Origin of the sequence: Cupriavidus sp. IK-TO18, assembly GCF_015549295.1 — a bacterium.
Lineage (GTDB): Bacteria > Pseudomonadota > Gammaproteobacteria > Burkholderiales > Burkholderiaceae > Cupriavidus > Cupriavidus oxalaticus_A.
Map to the genome: position 1 here is coordinate 217,367 of NZ_JADGMP010000026.1, position 13,401 is coordinate 230,767.

The 13,401-nt window shown below is 66.2% G+C and carries 14 protein-coding genes; 7 read left to right on the forward strand and 7 right to left on the reverse strand.

What is annotated here, in order from left to right:
* Positions 1–158 precede the first annotated feature (158 nt).
* From IPF36_RS19605 to uvrB, 5 genes are all read right to left on the reverse strand, one after another.
* The gene (locus IPF36_RS19605; protein ID WP_133097589.1) at positions 159–647 is read right to left on the reverse strand and encodes a low molecular weight protein-tyrosine-phosphatase; all 489 of its coding nucleotides are present in this window, start codon (positions 645–647) and stop codon (positions 159–161) included.
* 169 nt (positions 648–816) lie between these two features.
* Positions 817–1,059: a hypothetical protein gene (locus IPF36_RS19610; protein WP_133097590.1), complete on the reverse strand. Its 243-nt coding sequence runs from the start codon at positions 1,057–1,059 to the stop codon at positions 817–819.
* Between the two features lie 36 nt (positions 1,060–1,095).
* Complete coding sequence (locus tag IPF36_RS19615; protein WP_195429644.1) at positions 1,096–1,317, reverse strand: hypothetical protein; 222 nt, start codon at positions 1,315–1,317, stop codon at positions 1,096–1,098.
* A gap of 20 nt (positions 1,318–1,337) precedes the next feature.
* On the reverse strand, positions 1,338–1,640 hold the full coding sequence (locus tag IPF36_RS19620; RefSeq protein ID WP_133097591.1) for a putative quinol monooxygenase: 303 nt from the start codon (positions 1,638–1,640) through the stop codon (positions 1,338–1,340).
* A gap of 76 nt (positions 1,641–1,716) precedes the next feature.
* A complete protein-coding gene (gene uvrB, locus IPF36_RS19625; protein WP_135704933.1) occupies positions 1,717–3,801 on the reverse strand; it encodes an excinuclease ABC subunit UvrB in 2,085 nt (694 codons plus the stop codon).
* Positions 3,802–4,058: 257 nt separating this feature from the next.
* Between uvrB and IPF36_RS19630 the strand changes: the two genes are divergently transcribed.
* Positions 4,059–5,255: an amino acid aminotransferase gene (locus tag IPF36_RS19630; protein WP_135704932.1), complete on the forward strand. Its 1,197-nt coding sequence runs from the start codon at positions 4,059–4,061 to the stop codon at positions 5,253–5,255.
* Positions 5,256–5,580: 325 nt separating this feature from the next.
* Positions 5,581–6,837, forward strand: a complete 1,257-nt coding sequence (locus tag IPF36_RS19635) for a polyhydroxyalkanoate depolymerase (protein ID WP_133097594.1) — start codon at positions 5,581–5,583, stop codon at positions 6,835–6,837.
* Positions 6,838–6,882: 45 nt separating this feature from the next.
* Here the strand turns inward: IPF36_RS19635 and IPF36_RS19640 are convergent, their stop codons facing one another.
* The gene (locus tag IPF36_RS19640) at positions 6,883–7,539 is read right to left on the reverse strand and encodes a TetR family transcriptional regulator (RefSeq protein WP_133097595.1); all 657 of its coding nucleotides are present in this window, start codon (positions 7,537–7,539) and stop codon (positions 6,883–6,885) included.
* Between the two features lie 293 nt (positions 7,540–7,832).
* On the opposite strand from IPF36_RS19640, the gene rsxB reads away from it, so the two are divergent.
* Positions 7,833–8,642 (forward strand): electron transport complex subunit RsxB, encoded by an 810-nt coding sequence (rsxB, locus tag IPF36_RS19645; protein ID WP_195429646.1) that lies wholly within the window; start codon positions 7,833–7,835, stop codon positions 8,640–8,642.
* Positions 8,639–9,283, forward strand: coding sequence for an endonuclease III (gene nth, locus IPF36_RS19650; RefSeq protein ID WP_195429648.1), 645 nt, complete (start codon positions 8,639–8,641; stop codon positions 9,281–9,283). The genes rsxB and nth overlap by 4 nt, the downstream gene beginning before the upstream one ends.
* Positions 9,284–9,301: 18 nt before the next feature.
* On the opposite strand, the gene IPF36_RS19655 is transcribed toward nth, so the two are convergent.
* Positions 9,302–9,928: a TetR/AcrR family transcriptional regulator gene (locus IPF36_RS19655; RefSeq protein WP_135704930.1), complete on the reverse strand. Its 627-nt coding sequence runs from the start codon at positions 9,926–9,928 to the stop codon at positions 9,302–9,304.
* 88 nt (positions 9,929–10,016) lie between these two features.
* Here IPF36_RS19655 and IPF36_RS19660 point away from each other — a divergent pair, with 88 nt between their 5' ends.
* From IPF36_RS19660 to IPF36_RS19670, 3 genes are read left to right on the forward strand one after another with little or no spacing between them, the layout of a single operon-like run.
* Positions 10,017–11,582, forward strand: coding sequence for an NAD(P)/FAD-dependent oxidoreductase (locus IPF36_RS19660; protein ID WP_195429650.1), 1,566 nt, complete (start codon positions 10,017–10,019; stop codon positions 11,580–11,582).
* Positions 11,579–12,559: an alpha/beta fold hydrolase gene (locus tag IPF36_RS19665; RefSeq protein WP_135704928.1), complete on the forward strand. Its 981-nt coding sequence runs from the start codon at positions 11,579–11,581 to the stop codon at positions 12,557–12,559. Before IPF36_RS19660 ends, IPF36_RS19665 begins: the two co-directional genes overlap by 4 nt.
* Positions 12,560–12,576: 17 nt before the next feature.
* Complete coding sequence (locus IPF36_RS19670; protein WP_195429652.1) at positions 12,577–13,302, forward strand: Coq4 family protein; 726 nt, start codon at positions 12,577–12,579, stop codon at positions 13,300–13,302.
* Positions 13,303–13,401 lie beyond the last annotated feature (99 nt).

Below are 13,401 nucleotides of genomic sequence, written 5' to 3' on the forward strand. Positions count from 1 at the left end.
GGGGGTAAAGCGAATACTTGATCGTTTCCGTCAAGTATAAAGGTACCCGACTAATTCAGTCAACTACCCTGCCGCAGCGCATCAAACCCCGCGCCCTCCTCCCGGCAGCCCTCGCCGGGCTTGCCGCACGCGGCGGCATGACCCGCGCCCGTGCCGGCTCAACCGGCGGCGGCCTGCAGGCGCTGGCGCAGCATCGCGACCAGCCCATCGCAGGCATCCTCGACATAGTCGAGCACGCGCTCGAAGCCGTCGCCCTCGCCGTAGTACGGATCGGGCACTTCTTCGGCATCGTGGCAAGTGGCGAAGCTCATCAGCAGGCGAAGCTTGTCACCGGCGCCGGGATGCAGCCGGGACAGGCCGGCGAGGTTTTCGCGGTCCATCGCCAGGATCAGGTCGAAGCGGTCGAAGTCAGGCAGGCCGACCTTGCGGGCGCGCAGCGCCGACAGGTCGTAACCGCGGCGCAGCGCGGCGCGCTGGGTGCGTGGATCGGGCGCACGGCCCAGGTGGTACTCATGGGTGCCGGCCGAGTCCAGTTCGACCAGCTGCTCCAGCCCGGCCACGGCGAGCTTGGCGCGCAGCACCCCCTCCGCCGTTGGCGAGCGGCAGATGTTGCCCATGCAACACATCAGAATGGCGTATTTCTTCATCGGTCGATCGACAGCGGGGCTGGAGAAAGCGCAGGCGCGGCCACGGCACGGCGGCGCTCAAAGGCCCCTTGCCCGCCGGGCCTGGTGGTTCCGAGAGGCAGAATTCTAGCCGCCTGCACGGAACGGACGCCAAAGCCCTCCGGTGCCCGCGCCGTGGCGGCGGGCCGGCCTATGCGAGCTGCTTGGCCAGGCGCTCGCCGTGCGCAAACCCGGCCACCAGGGCAGCTTCGGCGGATTTGAAATGATCGGTGATGCGCGAGGTCTCGGTCAGCGTGCCGGCGGCGCGGATATTGGTCCCCGGGCGGCAGACGCGCACCGTGTACGACCATTCGCTTTGCGAGCGTTGCTTGACCTGGACCTGCACCTCGTGGGTTTCATAGACCTTTTTCTTCCACTCGCCGACTTCGGTCATTGTGTTTTCTCCTCGGGAAATGGGACAGGATAGCGGCTAATTGACCTCACCGGCATCGATGGCCCGCATTGCCGCGGCCTCGGCCAGCGCAACGGCCGCCTCCTGCGTGGGCGCATCGCCGGCGATGGCCTCGTAGGTGGGCCCGGCCGGCTCGCCAAAGGCATCGGCAATGCGCATCTGCCCGGCAAAGCCCCCTACGGCATTAGGCACCGCGCTGGCCACGACCAGGTAGCCCCCGTACTCGAACTGGCGCTCCATGGCAGCTCCTTGAGCCCGGCTCACGCCGGCAGCTTGGCCGCCAGCACTTCCAGCTTCTGGATCGGCGGCGTACCCATGAACAGTTCCGGCGCCCGGGCCATCAGCGCGGCGGCAACCTTGCCGGCCAGGTGTGCCTCGCGCGCGGACTCATCGGCAAAGGCATCGAAGATGCCGAACATCGACGGCCCCAGGCGCAGCGCGAACCAGGCTGCGGTGCCGGTCTCCTGCTGCACCAGCGCCAGTCCGTCGCGCAGGAACTGCCCGACTTCCTGCTCCTTGCCGGGCCGCGCTTCCAGCGGCACCCACAGGCCAAGCTTCACCATGATGCGTCTCCGGGATCGGTGATGACGCTTTTCACTATAGGCCAGCCGCGGCGCGCGCCGGCGCCACTGCCGGACCTCACGCCGGCGGCAGCACGCCCTCGCCGCTGGCGCCGAACACCTGCGCCTTGAGCTTGGCCAGCTGATCGCGCACCTGTGCCGCCTGCTCGAACTCCAGGTTGCGGGCATGGTCGAGCATGAGCTTTTCCAGCCGCTTGATTTCCTTGGAGACCTGCTTCTCGCTCATGTCCTCGTAGCGCGCCTGCTCCTGCGCTGCCTGCAGCTCGGCCCTGGCATCGCTGGCGTTGTAGACGCCGTCGATGATGTCCTTGATGCGCTTGACCACGCCGCGCGGAACGATGCCGTTGGCCTCGTTGAAGGCCATCTGCTTGGCGCGGCGGCGCTCGGTCTCGCTGATGGCCTTCTGCATCGAGTCGGTCATGCGGTCGGCATACAGGATGGCGGTGCCATTGACGTTGCGCGCGGCGCGGCCGATGGTCTGGATCAGCGAGCGCTCGGCGCGCAGAAAGCCTTCCTTGTCCGCGTCCAGGATCGCCACCAGCGAGACTTCGGGGATATCCAGGCCCTCGCGCAACAGGTTGATGCCGACCAGCACGTCGAAGGTACCCAGGCGCAGGTCGCGGATGATCTCGACACGCTCCACCGTATCGATATCCGAGTGCAGGTAGCGCACCTTGACGCCGTTCTCGGACAGGAACTCGGTCAGCTGCTCGGCCATGCGCTTGGTCAGCGTGGTCACCAGCACGCGCTCGTTGACCTCCACGCGCGCGTGGATTTCCGACAGCAGGTCGTCCACCTGCGTGGTCGCCGGACGCACGATGATGGTCGGATCGACCAGCCCGGTCGGGCGCACCACTTGCTCCACCACCTGCCCGGCGTGGTCCTTCTCGAACTGCGCTGGCGTCGCCGTGACGAACATCACCTGGCGCATCTTGCGCTCGAATTCGTCGAACTTGAGCGGGCGGTTGTCCAGCGCCGACGGCAGCCGGAAGCCGTACTCGACCAGCGTGGTCTTGCGCGCGCGGTCGCCGTTGTACATGCCGTTGAGCTGGCCGATCAGCACGTGCGACTCGTCCAGGAACATCAGCGCATCGGACGGCAGGTAGTCGACCAGCGTTGGCGGCGGCTCGCCCGGGCGAGCGCCGGACAGGTGGCGCGAATAGTTCTCGATGCCCTTGCAGAAGCCCAGCTCGGAAAGCATTTCGAGATCGAAGCGGGTACGCTGCTCCAGCCGCTGCGCCTCCACCAGGCGGTTTTCCTTGTGGAAGAACTCCAGCCTGTCGCGCAGCTCGTCCTTGATCGCCTCGATCGCGCGCATCACGGTCTCGCGCGGCGTTACATAGTGGCTCGAGGGATAGACCGTGAAGCGCGGGATCTTCTGTTTCACGCGTCCGGTGAGCGGATCGAAAAACTGCAGCGACTCCACTTCGTCGTCGAACATCTCCAGCCGCACCGCCATCTCGGCGTGTTCCGCCGGGAAGATGTCGATGGTGTCGCCGCGCACGCGGAACGTGCCGCGCTGGAAATCGGTCTCGTTGCGGGTGTACTGCATGGCGATCAGGCGCGCGATCACGTCGCGCTGGCTGATCTTGTCGCCGGCCCGCAAAGTGAGAATCATCTGGTGGTATTCGTTCGGGTTGCCGATACCATAGATCGCAGAAACCGTCGCCACGATCACCGTGTCGCGGCGCTCCAGCAGGCTCTTGGTCGCCGACAGACGCATCTGCTCGATATGCTCGTTGATCGACGAGTCCTTCTCGATGAACAGGTCGCGCTGCGGGACGTAGGCCTCAGGCTGGTAGTAGTCGTAGTAGCTGACGAAGTACTCGACCGCATTGCGCGGGAAGAACTCGCGAAACTCGGCATATAGCTGGGCCGCCAGCGTCTTGTTGGGCGCGAACACGATCGCCGGCCGTCCCAGCCGGGCGATCGTGTTGGCCATGGTGAAGGTCTTGCCCGACCCGGTCACGCCCAGCAATGTCTGGTACGAGAGGCCGTCCTCCACCCCCTCCACCAGCTGGCGGATCGCCTCCGGCTGGTCCCCGGCGGGCGGGAACGGCTGGTACAGCTGGAACGGGGAGCCGGGAAATGTGACGAATTTGCTTTCGTCCAGGGCCGGCGCGGCTTCTGCGAGGTTCGACATAGGGGGCGGAATAGCGGGAGAGGTAATTAAGAAGTAACGAAAGAAGTGATGGCGAGACTAGGGAAAAACCTCAGGAAAACGGGCGGATACGCTAGAATCTTGGGGTTGACAGCCCCCGCTTCAAACCGTTTCAGGCCCGTCCCGAACGGCATGGGGCCGATTCCGCCCAGAACGGAACGGGGCCTGCCAGCCGCCAGCGCAGTCCGAAGCATTCTACGCCTTCCCGTTTTCTTTCATTGCCGACCACGAGATTCCAAATGAGTTTGTTTTCTGCCGTCGAGATGGCCCCGCGTGACCCGATCCTGGGCCTCAACGAAGCCTTCAATGCCGACACCCGCGCCACCAAGGTCAACCTGGGCGTTGGCGTGTACTTCACCGACGAAGGGAAAATCCCCCTGCTGCGCGCCGTCCAGGAGGCAGAAAAAGCCCGTCTGACCACCGCCACCCCGCGTGGCTACCTGCCGATCGAAGGCATCGCCGCCTATGACCAGGCAGTGCAGACGCTGCTGTTCGGCAAGGAATCGCCGCTGATCACCGAAGGCCGCGTGGTGACGGCCCAGGCACTGGGCGGCACCGGCGCGCTGAAGATCGGCGCCGACTTCCTCAAGCGCCTGTACCCGGACGCCAAGGTCGCCATCAGCGACCCGAGCTGGGAAAACCACCGCGCGCTGTTTGAAGCCGCCGGTTTCCCGGTCGTCAACTACGCTTACTACGACGCTGCCAGCCACGGCCTGAACTTCGCCGGCATGGTGGAATCGCTGAAGTCGTACCCGGCCAACACCATCGTCGTGCTGCACGCCTGCTGCCACAACCCGACCGGCGTCGACCTGTCGGCCGAGCAGTGGAAGCAAGTGGTGGAACTGGTCAAGGAACACAACCTGATCCCGTTCCTGGACATGGCCTACCAGGGCTTCGCCGACGGCATCGACGCCGACGGTGCCGCCGTGCGCCTGTTCGCCGACTCCGGCCTGCCGTTCTTCGTGTCCAGCTCGTTCTCGAAGAGCTTCTCGCTGTACGGCGAGCGCGTGGGCGCGCTGTCGATCGTCACCACCGGCAAGGAAGAAGCCCAGCGCGTGATGTCGCAGGTCAAGCGCGTGATCCGCACCAACTATTCCAATCCGCCGACGCACGGCGGCACCGTGGTCGCCACCGTGCTGAACAGCCCGGAACTGCGCGCCATGTGGGAAGAAGAGCTGGCCGAGATGCGCGACCGCATCAAGCTGATGCGCCATGCGCTGGTGGACAAGCTGGCCGCCAAGGGCGTGCCGGGCGACTTCTCCTTCGTCAAGGCGCAGCGCGGCATGTTCTCGTACTCGGGCCTGACCTCGGCCCAGGTGGACCGCCTGCGCAACGAACACGGCATCTACGCTGTCGGCACCGGCCGCATCTGCGTGGCGGCGCTGAACAGCCGCAACATCGATGCGGTGGTCGATGCGATCGCAGCGGTGATGTAAGGCTGCCAGCGTTGCTGCGCGGCAACGGGCGGCAACACGTGACAGTGCGTTGCAACTGGCGCAAGCATCACAAAGCGTCATTAAAAAAGCGGCCTCGGCCGCTTTTTGCATTTGTTTTCAGTCTTGTAGGACAGTGTCATCCAAATATCAGGCGAATGCCTTATTGTGTTCCGCAGATAGGGAAGTACCTTAAGGTATATGCTGCAAAGCAAGATCGTTAGCACGGTCGTTCGATAACGGGCATAATCCGCGACGATCCCAGGTGTATTGTCAGTACATTAGTACTTGGTGGTACGTGACCAAAAGTAAGACAGGCAGAAACGGCATGCTCTACCAACTGCATGAGTTCCAGCGCTCGATCCTGCACCCGCTCACCGCATGGGCCCAGGCGACCGCCAAGACTTTCACCAATCCCCTCAGCCCGATGTCGCTGGTTCCCGGCGCCCCCCGGCTTGCGGCGGGCTATGAGCTGCTGTACCGGCTCGGCAAGGAATACGAAAAGCCGGCATTCGACATCAAGTCGGTGCGCTCCAACGGCCGCGACATCCCCATCGTCGAACAGTCCGTGCTGGAAAAGCCGTTCTGCAAGCTGCTGCGCTTCAAGCGCTATGCCGACGACCCGGAAACCATCAAGCTGCTGAAGGATGAGCCGGTGGTGCTGGTGTGCGCGCCGCTGTCGGGCCACCACGCCACGCTTCTGCGCGACACCGTGCGCACGCTGCTGCAGGACCACAAGGTCTACGTGACCGACTGGATCGACGCGCGCATGGTGCCGGCCGAAGACGGTGCCTTCCACCTGTCGGACTACATCTACTATATTCAGGAATTCATCCGCCATATCGGCGCCGAAAACCTGCATGTGGTGTCGGTGTGCCAGCCGACCGTGCCAGTGCTGGCCGCGATCTCGCTGCTGGCCTCGGCCGGCGAGACCACGCCGCGCACCATGACCATGATGGGTGGCCCGATCGATGCCCGCAAGAGCCCGACCGCAGTCAATTCGCTGGCCACCAACAAGTCCTTCGAGTGGTTCGAGAACAACGTGATCTACACCGTGCCGGCCAACTACCCCGGCCACGGCCGCCGCGTGTACCCGGGCTTCCTGCAGCATGCCGGCTTCGTGGCGATGAACCCGGACCGGCACCTGTCCTCGCACTATGACTATTACCTGAGCCTGGTCGAGGGCGACGCCGACGACGCCGAGGCGCATGTGCGCTTCTACGACGAGTACAACGCGGTGCTGGACATGGCCGCCGACTATTACCTCGACACCATCCGCGAAGTGTTCCAGGAATTCCGCCTGGCCAACGGCACGTGGGCCATCGATGGCAAGCCGGTGCGGCCGCAGGATATCGAGGGCACCGCGCTGATGACGGTGGAAGGCGAACTGGACGATATCTCGGGCGCGGGCCAGACTGCCGCCGCGCACGACCTGTGCAGCGGCATCCCGAAAGACCGCAAGCAGCACATCACCGCGCCGCGTTGCGGCCACTACGGGATTTTCTCGGGCCGGCGCTGGCGCGAGAACATCTATCCGGACCTGCGCGATTTCATCCGCAAGTATCACCAGACCGCGGCGAAGTAACGCTGCCGCAGACAGGACAACGCCCGCAATCGCGGGCGTTTCCTTTCAGGTCGCGCTCTCGGGACAGCAGGAGCGCTTCAGGTAGCAGAGCAGCATCTCGGAATGCAGCTCGGCAAAACGCTCGTGCTCATGTTGCGAAGCCACGTCGCGCCCGGTCACGGCGCTGATGGTGTAGCGGTTGGACAGCACGTAGTAACCCAGCGCCGAGATCGTCAGGTAGAACTGCGGCACGTCGATGTTGTCACGGAAGACGCCCTGCTGCTGGCCCCTGCGGATCACGTCGGCCAGCACATCCACGACCGGGTTGATCAGCTGCTGCAGCTGCGCGGATTTCTTCAGGTGACGGGCTTCGTGCAGGTTCTCGCTGTTGATCAGGCGGATGAACTCGGGGTGCTCGTAATACCAGTCCCAGACAAAGCGGGCCAGCGCGCGCACGCCGGCGATCGGGTCTTCGTCGACCAGGTGCAGCCTTTCTTCAGCGGCGCGGAATTCGGCGTACTGTTTTTCCAGCACGGCCAGGAACAGCCCTTCCTTGCTGCCGTAGTAGTAATACAGCATGCGTTCGTTGGTTTCCGCGCGCCGGGCAATCTGGTCGACGCGGGCGCCGGCCAGACCACCCTTGGCAAATTCCTCGGTGGCCGCAGCGAGGATGCGTCGGCGCGTCCCTTCGGGATCGCGTTTGGTCTTGGTCTCTGTTGACATGGATGGCAGGTCGATCGTTGCGCGGATTATGGCACACGCCGGAATGCGGCAGTCCGGCTGCGCGACGCGCATCATCGCCGTTTCTGTCCATCGGCGAAATCGGGGATAATCCTTGCGGCGCGAGGGCTCGAAGAGGCCCGCCGGCGACGGTTACGCCGGATTATTGTGCGCCGGCGCAGTCCCGCCGGGTGTTTCCCGGGCGGCAGTTGTGTCGCCAAACACGCATAGCGCCGCCCCATAAACGTCCAGTCCTGTCCTGATCCGGTTTGTCTCCTGAATTCCAGCCTGTTGTCGTGAATCCCGCCGTCAAATCCCTCGCCGACCGCATCGAGGCACTGTTGCCCCAGACTCAGTGCACCAAATGCGGATTCAACGGCTGCCGCCCGTACGCCGAGGCCATGGCCGCCGGCGAAGCGGCCTGCAACCGCTGCCCGCCGGGCGGCGCGGAAGGCGTGCGCCGGCTGGCCGGGACGCTTGGCGTCGAACCCATGCCGCTCGATCCGGAGCGCGGCAACGAGCAACCGCGCGCGGTCGCGCTGATCGACGAGCGCCTGTGCATCGGATGCACCCTTTGCATCCAGGCATGCCCGGTCGATGCAATCGCCGGCGCCGCCAAGCAGATGCATACGGTGATCCCCGAACTGTGTACCGGCTGCGACCTGTGCGTGGCGCCCTGCCCGGTCGACTGCATCGCCATGGTCCCGGTCACCGGCGACCGCACCGGCTGGGACGCCTGGTCACAGGCCCAGGCCGACGCTGCCCACGCGCGCTACCTGGCGCGCCAGGCCAGGCTGGTGCGCGAGCGCGAGGAAAACGACGCGCGCCTGGCCGCCAAGGCCGCGGCCAAGCTGGCCGCGGTGCAGGCCGAAGCTCCGCAGGACGACGCCGAGCGCGCCGCGCAGGAACGCAAGCGCGCCATCATCCAGGCTGCGATCGAGCGCGCCCGCCAGAAACAGCAGGCCGCGCGTCCGCGCAATATTGAAAACGTCTCCCCCGCCGTCCAGGCGCAGATCGATGCCGCCGAAGCGCGCCGCGCGCGCGCCGGCCTGACCGAGCCGGGCGTCGGCCCCAACGCCAAACCCGACCCGGAACGACAACAATGAACGCCGCCAAGTGCCGTGCCATTTTCGAGACGCTGCGCGAAGTCAACCCGGCCCCGGCCACTGAACTGGAATACAGTTCGCCGTTCGAGCTGCTGATTGCCGTGCTGCTGTCGGCGCAGGCCACCGACGTCGGCGTCAACAAGGCCACGCGCCGGCTGTTCCCGGTCGCTCACACGCCTCAGCAGATGCTCGACCTCGGCGAAGCCGGGCTGAGCGAATACATCAAGACCATCGGCCTGTACAAGACCAAGGCCAGGCATGTGATCGAGACCTGCCGCATCCTGGTCGAGCGGCACGGCGGCAAGGTGCCGCCCGACCGCGAAGCGCTGGAAGCGCTGCCGGGCGTGGGCCGCAAGACCGCCAACGTGGTCCTCAATACTGCTTTCGGCGAACCCACCATTGCGGTCGATACGCATATCTTCCGAGTGGCGAACCGCACCGGCCTGGCGCCCGGCAAGAGCGTGGAGGTGGTAGAGCAGAAGCTGCTCAAGTGCGTGCCGCATGAATTCCTGCACGATGCGCACCACTGGCTGATCCTGCACGGCCGCTACGTGTGCAAGGCGCGCAAGCCGGAATGCTGGCACTGCGTGATCGAGCCTTTATGCGAATTCAGGGAAAAGACGGAAGCGCCGCAGCTGTGAAGCGCCCGGCGGCGGGCCTTAGTGCGGCTCGCGCGCCAGCACCATGGCCAGCTGCAACGCCGTGCGTGCCACCACCTCGACATCGGGCGTATAGCCCTGTCCGATCCAGCGCAGGGCGACATGGATGACCCCACCCGCCACGCCAGCGGTCAGCAACGGATCGAGCCGCCGGCCCGGCGGCAGCAGCGCCTGCGCCAGCAGGCCGCCGAATTCGCCCAGCGAATCCGCCAGCGCGCCATCGACCAGCTTGCTGACGCCGCGGATCTCCACCAGGAACACCCGCGCCGAACGCGGCTCGCACTGCAAGGTCCCGAAATAGGCGCGCAGCATGGCCAGCGCCCGGTTGGGGCCGTCGCCGCCGGCCGCCTCACCGGCGCGCGCCAGTGTCTGCAGCAGGCGGTGGGTGACCGCCTGGAACGACGCCAGCAGCAGCGCCTCGCTGTTGGCGAATGACTCGTAGAAATAGCGCTCGGTCAGGCCGGCGGCCTCGCAGACGGCCTTGACCGTGGCGTTCTGGTAACCGCGCTCGCCATAGACCTGCACCGCCGCGGCGATCAGCTGGCTCCGGCGCTGAGCGCGCCGTTCTTCGGCTTCGGCGCCGCGGTAGCGGCGTGCGGGGGTGAGCTCGGGGGTCATGTGCGCCATTATGACATTCCCTATTGTCAGATGCCTTGTCTTATCGCTTCTGACAACCTATGTTGTCAGAAGCGCCACTCGCCCCCGGATGCCTGACATGACCGCAGCCCATCCTGATGATGCCGTCCTCGATGTCCTGATCGTAGGCGCCGGCCTGTCCGGCATCGGCGCCGCGCGCCACCTGCAGATGCGCTGCCCCGGCAAGCGCTACGCCATCCTGGAAGCCCGCGACGCCATCGGCGGCACCTGGGACCTGTTCCGCTACCCGGGCATCCGCTCCGACTCGGACATGTACACGCTGGGCTACCGCTTCAAGCCCTGGCGCGGCGCCAGGGCCATCGCCGACGGGCCGTCGATCCGGGCCTATATCCGCGAAACCGCCGAGGAAGCCGGCATCACGCCGCATATCCGCTTTGGCCACAAGGTCGTCAGCGCCGCATGGGACAGCGCCGCCGGCTGCTGGACGGTCGAGGCCGAGCGTACGGCAAATCACAGCCGCCTGCGCCTGCGCACCCGCCTGCTCTATGTCTGCGCCGGCTATTACAGCTATGCCGAGGGGCACCGCCCGGCCTTTGACGGCGAGGAGCGCTTCCGCGGCCGCATCCTGCATCCACAGTTCTGGGACGAATCGCTCGACTACGGTGGCAAACGCGTGGTGGTGATCGGCAGCGGCGCCACGGCGGTCACGCTGGTGCCGGAGATGGCAAAGCGCGCCGCGCACGTGACCATGCTGCAACGCTCGCCCACCTACATCGTGACGCGCCCCGCCGAAGACGCGATCGCCCACAAGCTGCGCAGGCTGCTGCCCGAGCGGCTGGCCTACGGCGCCACGCGCTGGAAGAACGTGCTGCTCGGCATGATGTTCTTCCAGCTGGCGCGGCGGCGGCCCGCGCGCACCAGGGAAAAGCTGATCGGCATGGCGGCGGCGCAGCTGGCACCGGGTTTCGACGTCGCGACGCATCTCACGCCGCGCTACAACCCATGGGACCAGCGCCTGTGCCTGGTGCCCGATGGCGACCTGTTCGGCGCCATCCGCGACGGCCGTGCCACGGTGGAGACCGATACCATCGAACGGTTCACCGAAGACGGCATCGTGCTGGACGGCGGCAAGACGCTCGCCGCAGATATCGTAGTCGTGGCCACTGGGCTGAAGCTGAACATGCTGGGCGACATCGCGGTCAGCGTCGACGGCGAGCCGCGCCGCCCCGCCGACTCGTTCGCGTACAAGGGGATGATGCTGAGCGGCGTGCCCAACCTGGTGCTCGCCTTCGGCTACACCAATGCCTCGTGGACGCTCAAGGCCGACCTCACCGCCGAGTACGTCTGCCGCCTGTTGCGCCATATGGACCGCCATGGCCACCGCATGGCGATGCCTCGCGCGCCGGCCGGCATGCAGCCCACGCCGTTCCTGGATTTCACGTCGGGCTATGTGCAACGTGCCGCCACCGTGCTGCCCCGTCAAGGCGACCGCAAGCCCTGGCGCGTCTATCAGAATTACTTGAAAGACATGCTGACGATCCGGCACGGGCGCATCGCCGACGGCGTGCTGCAGTTCGATGTCCCGTCTTTCTCCTCCCCGGCTGGCCGGCCACACCGCGACAGCCAGGAGCCTGCCGAAACCAATACCGTGCCGGCCGTTGCCGGCAACGAGGTGCAATCGTGACCATCGCCCTGACCGTCGCTGGCCTGCTGATCGGGCTGCTCGTGGTGCTGGGCGCCGCGCTATGGCTGCACACGTTGCGCACCGTCCGGCGCATCGAGGCGGCAATGCCGCCGCGCGGACGCTTTGTCGAGGTACCCGGCGCGCGGCTGCACGTGGTCGAGCGCGGCCAGGGTCCCGCCGTGCTGCTGGTGCACGGCCTGTCCGGACAACTGGAGAATTTCGGCTACGGCATGATCGAACCGCTCGCGCGCCATTTCCGCGTGATCGCCGTCGACCGCCCCGGCGCGGGCCACTCGACGCGCGTGGCAGGCACCGCTGCGGATCTGCCGGCACAGGCCGAGTCGCTCGCGGCACTGTGCGACCAGCTTGGACTGGACAAGCCGCTGGTGGTCGGCCACTCGCTTGGCGGCGCGATCGCGCTGGCACTGGCCATCCATCACCCCGAGCGCGTCGGCGGCCTGGCGCTGATCGCGCCGCTCACCCATCCGCCCAAGGCGATTTCGCCGGTCTTCCAGGCGATGACCGTGCCGGGCGCGCTGCGCCGGCTGCTGGCGTGGACGCTGGTGGTGCCGATGTCGGAACGGCGCCGTGAAGAAGTCATGGATATCGTGTTCGGTCCCGACCCGTTCCCGCTCGACTTCCCGACGCGCGGCGGCGGCCTGCTGGCGCTGCGGCCCTCCCATTTCCTTGCCGCTTCCGAGGACCTGATCGGTGCCGCGCGAAGCCTGCCGGCAATGTTGCCGCACTATGGATCGCTGCGCGTGCCGGTGAGCGTGCTGTACGGGCGCGATGACCGCATCCTCGACTTTGCCGAGCATGGCGAAGCACTGGTCGCCAGGGTGCCGGGCGCCACGCTGACGCTGGTCGACGGCGGGCATATGCTGCCGGTGACCGCCATCGACACCTGTGTCGACTTTGTGCGCGACGCCGCCGCGCCGCGGCATGCGCCGGCGCCGGGCCCGGCCCAGTTCGCCTGAACCACGGAGTTCCTGCCATGACCACCCCGACCGCCTCCAATCCCTACAAGCAGGATGTCTTCACCGCGTTCCGGGCCGTGCGCAAGCTGCTGGCCAATGGCAACGACACCGAGCAGGTGTTCCGCATCATGCGCGCGCTGAACGGCCCGTCGATGCCGCGCAACTTCGGCCGCCTGCTGTCCACGCCCGACGGCAGGCGCATGGTCTACCAGCGCATCGAACTGGCCGAGCGCCTGTCCGATCCTGCCTATGTCGCGAGCTTCGCCCCGGGCACGGTCGGCGCGGCGTATCGCGCTTTCCTGGAACAGACCGGTTACAGCGCGGACGGGCTGGCCAAGGTCTCCAACCTCGACCAGGAGCCGGTGATCGAGGACGCGTACATGTGGTTCGGCCGGCGTACCCGCGACATCCACGACATCTGGCATGTGCTCACCGGCTACCGGGCCGACGAAAGCCTTGGCGAAGCCGCGCTGGTGGCGTTCAGCTACGCGCAGACCGGCGGCAAGGGATGGGCGTTCATTGCCATCGCGGCGTCGCTGAAAAGCCTGCGCGTGACCGGCCGCCTGGCCTTTGCGCGCGCCGTGCTGGAGGGCTACCGGCTGGGGCGCCGCGCCGGGTGGCTGCTCGGCGAGGACTACGAAAGACTGTTGCACGAGCCGCTCGACGCCGCCCGCGCACGGCTCGGCATTGCGGAGCCGGGGCGCTATCTCGCCTGCAATCCGGTGCAGGAATGGACTGCCTGACGCAGGCGCGCACCAGTACAAAAAAAGCGACCCGACGGGTCTAATGCCGTTCAGTTAAGTCTGAACGGCATTTTTCTTTGCAGGGGTTGTAAACAAGGT

Excerpts from the sequence above, each read along its gene's own strand:
- IPF36_RS19615 (WP_195429644.1), bottom strand. The coding sequence starts at position 1,317 with ATGGAGCGCCAGTTCGAGTACGGGGGCTACCTGGTCGTGGCCAGCGCG.
- IPF36_RS19605 (WP_133097589.1), bottom strand. The coding sequence starts at position 647 with ATGAAGAAATACGCCATTCTGATGTGTTGCATGGGCAACATCTGCCGC.
- nth (WP_195429648.1), top strand. The coding sequence starts at position 8,639 with ATGAACGCCGCCAAGTGCCGTGCCATTTTCGAGACGCTGCGCGAAGTC.
- IPF36_RS19660 (WP_195429650.1), top strand. The coding sequence starts at position 10,017 with ATGACCGCAGCCCATCCTGATGATGCCGTCCTCGATGTCCTGATCGTA.
- IPF36_RS19620 (WP_133097591.1), bottom strand. The coding sequence starts at position 1,640 with ATGGTGAAGCTTGGCCTGTGGGTGCCGCTGGAAGCGCGGCCCGGCAAG.
- IPF36_RS19670 (WP_195429652.1), top strand. The coding sequence starts at position 12,577 with ATGACCACCCCGACCGCCTCCAATCCCTACAAGCAGGATGTCTTCACC.
- IPF36_RS19655 (WP_135704930.1), bottom strand. The coding sequence starts at position 9,928 with ATGGCGCACATGACCCCCGAGCTCACCCCCGCACGCCGCTACCGCGGC.
- IPF36_RS19635 (WP_133097594.1), top strand. The coding sequence starts at position 5,581 with ATGCTCTACCAACTGCATGAGTTCCAGCGCTCGATCCTGCACCCGCTC.
- IPF36_RS19640 (WP_133097595.1), bottom strand. The coding sequence starts at position 7,539 with ATGTCAACAGAGACCAAGACCAAACGCGATCCCGAAGGGACGCGCCGA.
- uvrB (WP_135704933.1), bottom strand. The coding sequence starts at position 3,801 with ATGTCGAACCTCGCAGAAGCCGCGCCGGCCCTGGACGAAAGCAAATTC.
- IPF36_RS19610 (WP_133097590.1), bottom strand. The coding sequence starts at position 1,059 with ATGACCGAAGTCGGCGAGTGGAAGAAAAAGGTCTATGAAACCCACGAG.
- IPF36_RS19630 (WP_135704932.1), top strand. The coding sequence starts at position 4,059 with ATGAGTTTGTTTTCTGCCGTCGAGATGGCCCCGCGTGACCCGATCCTG.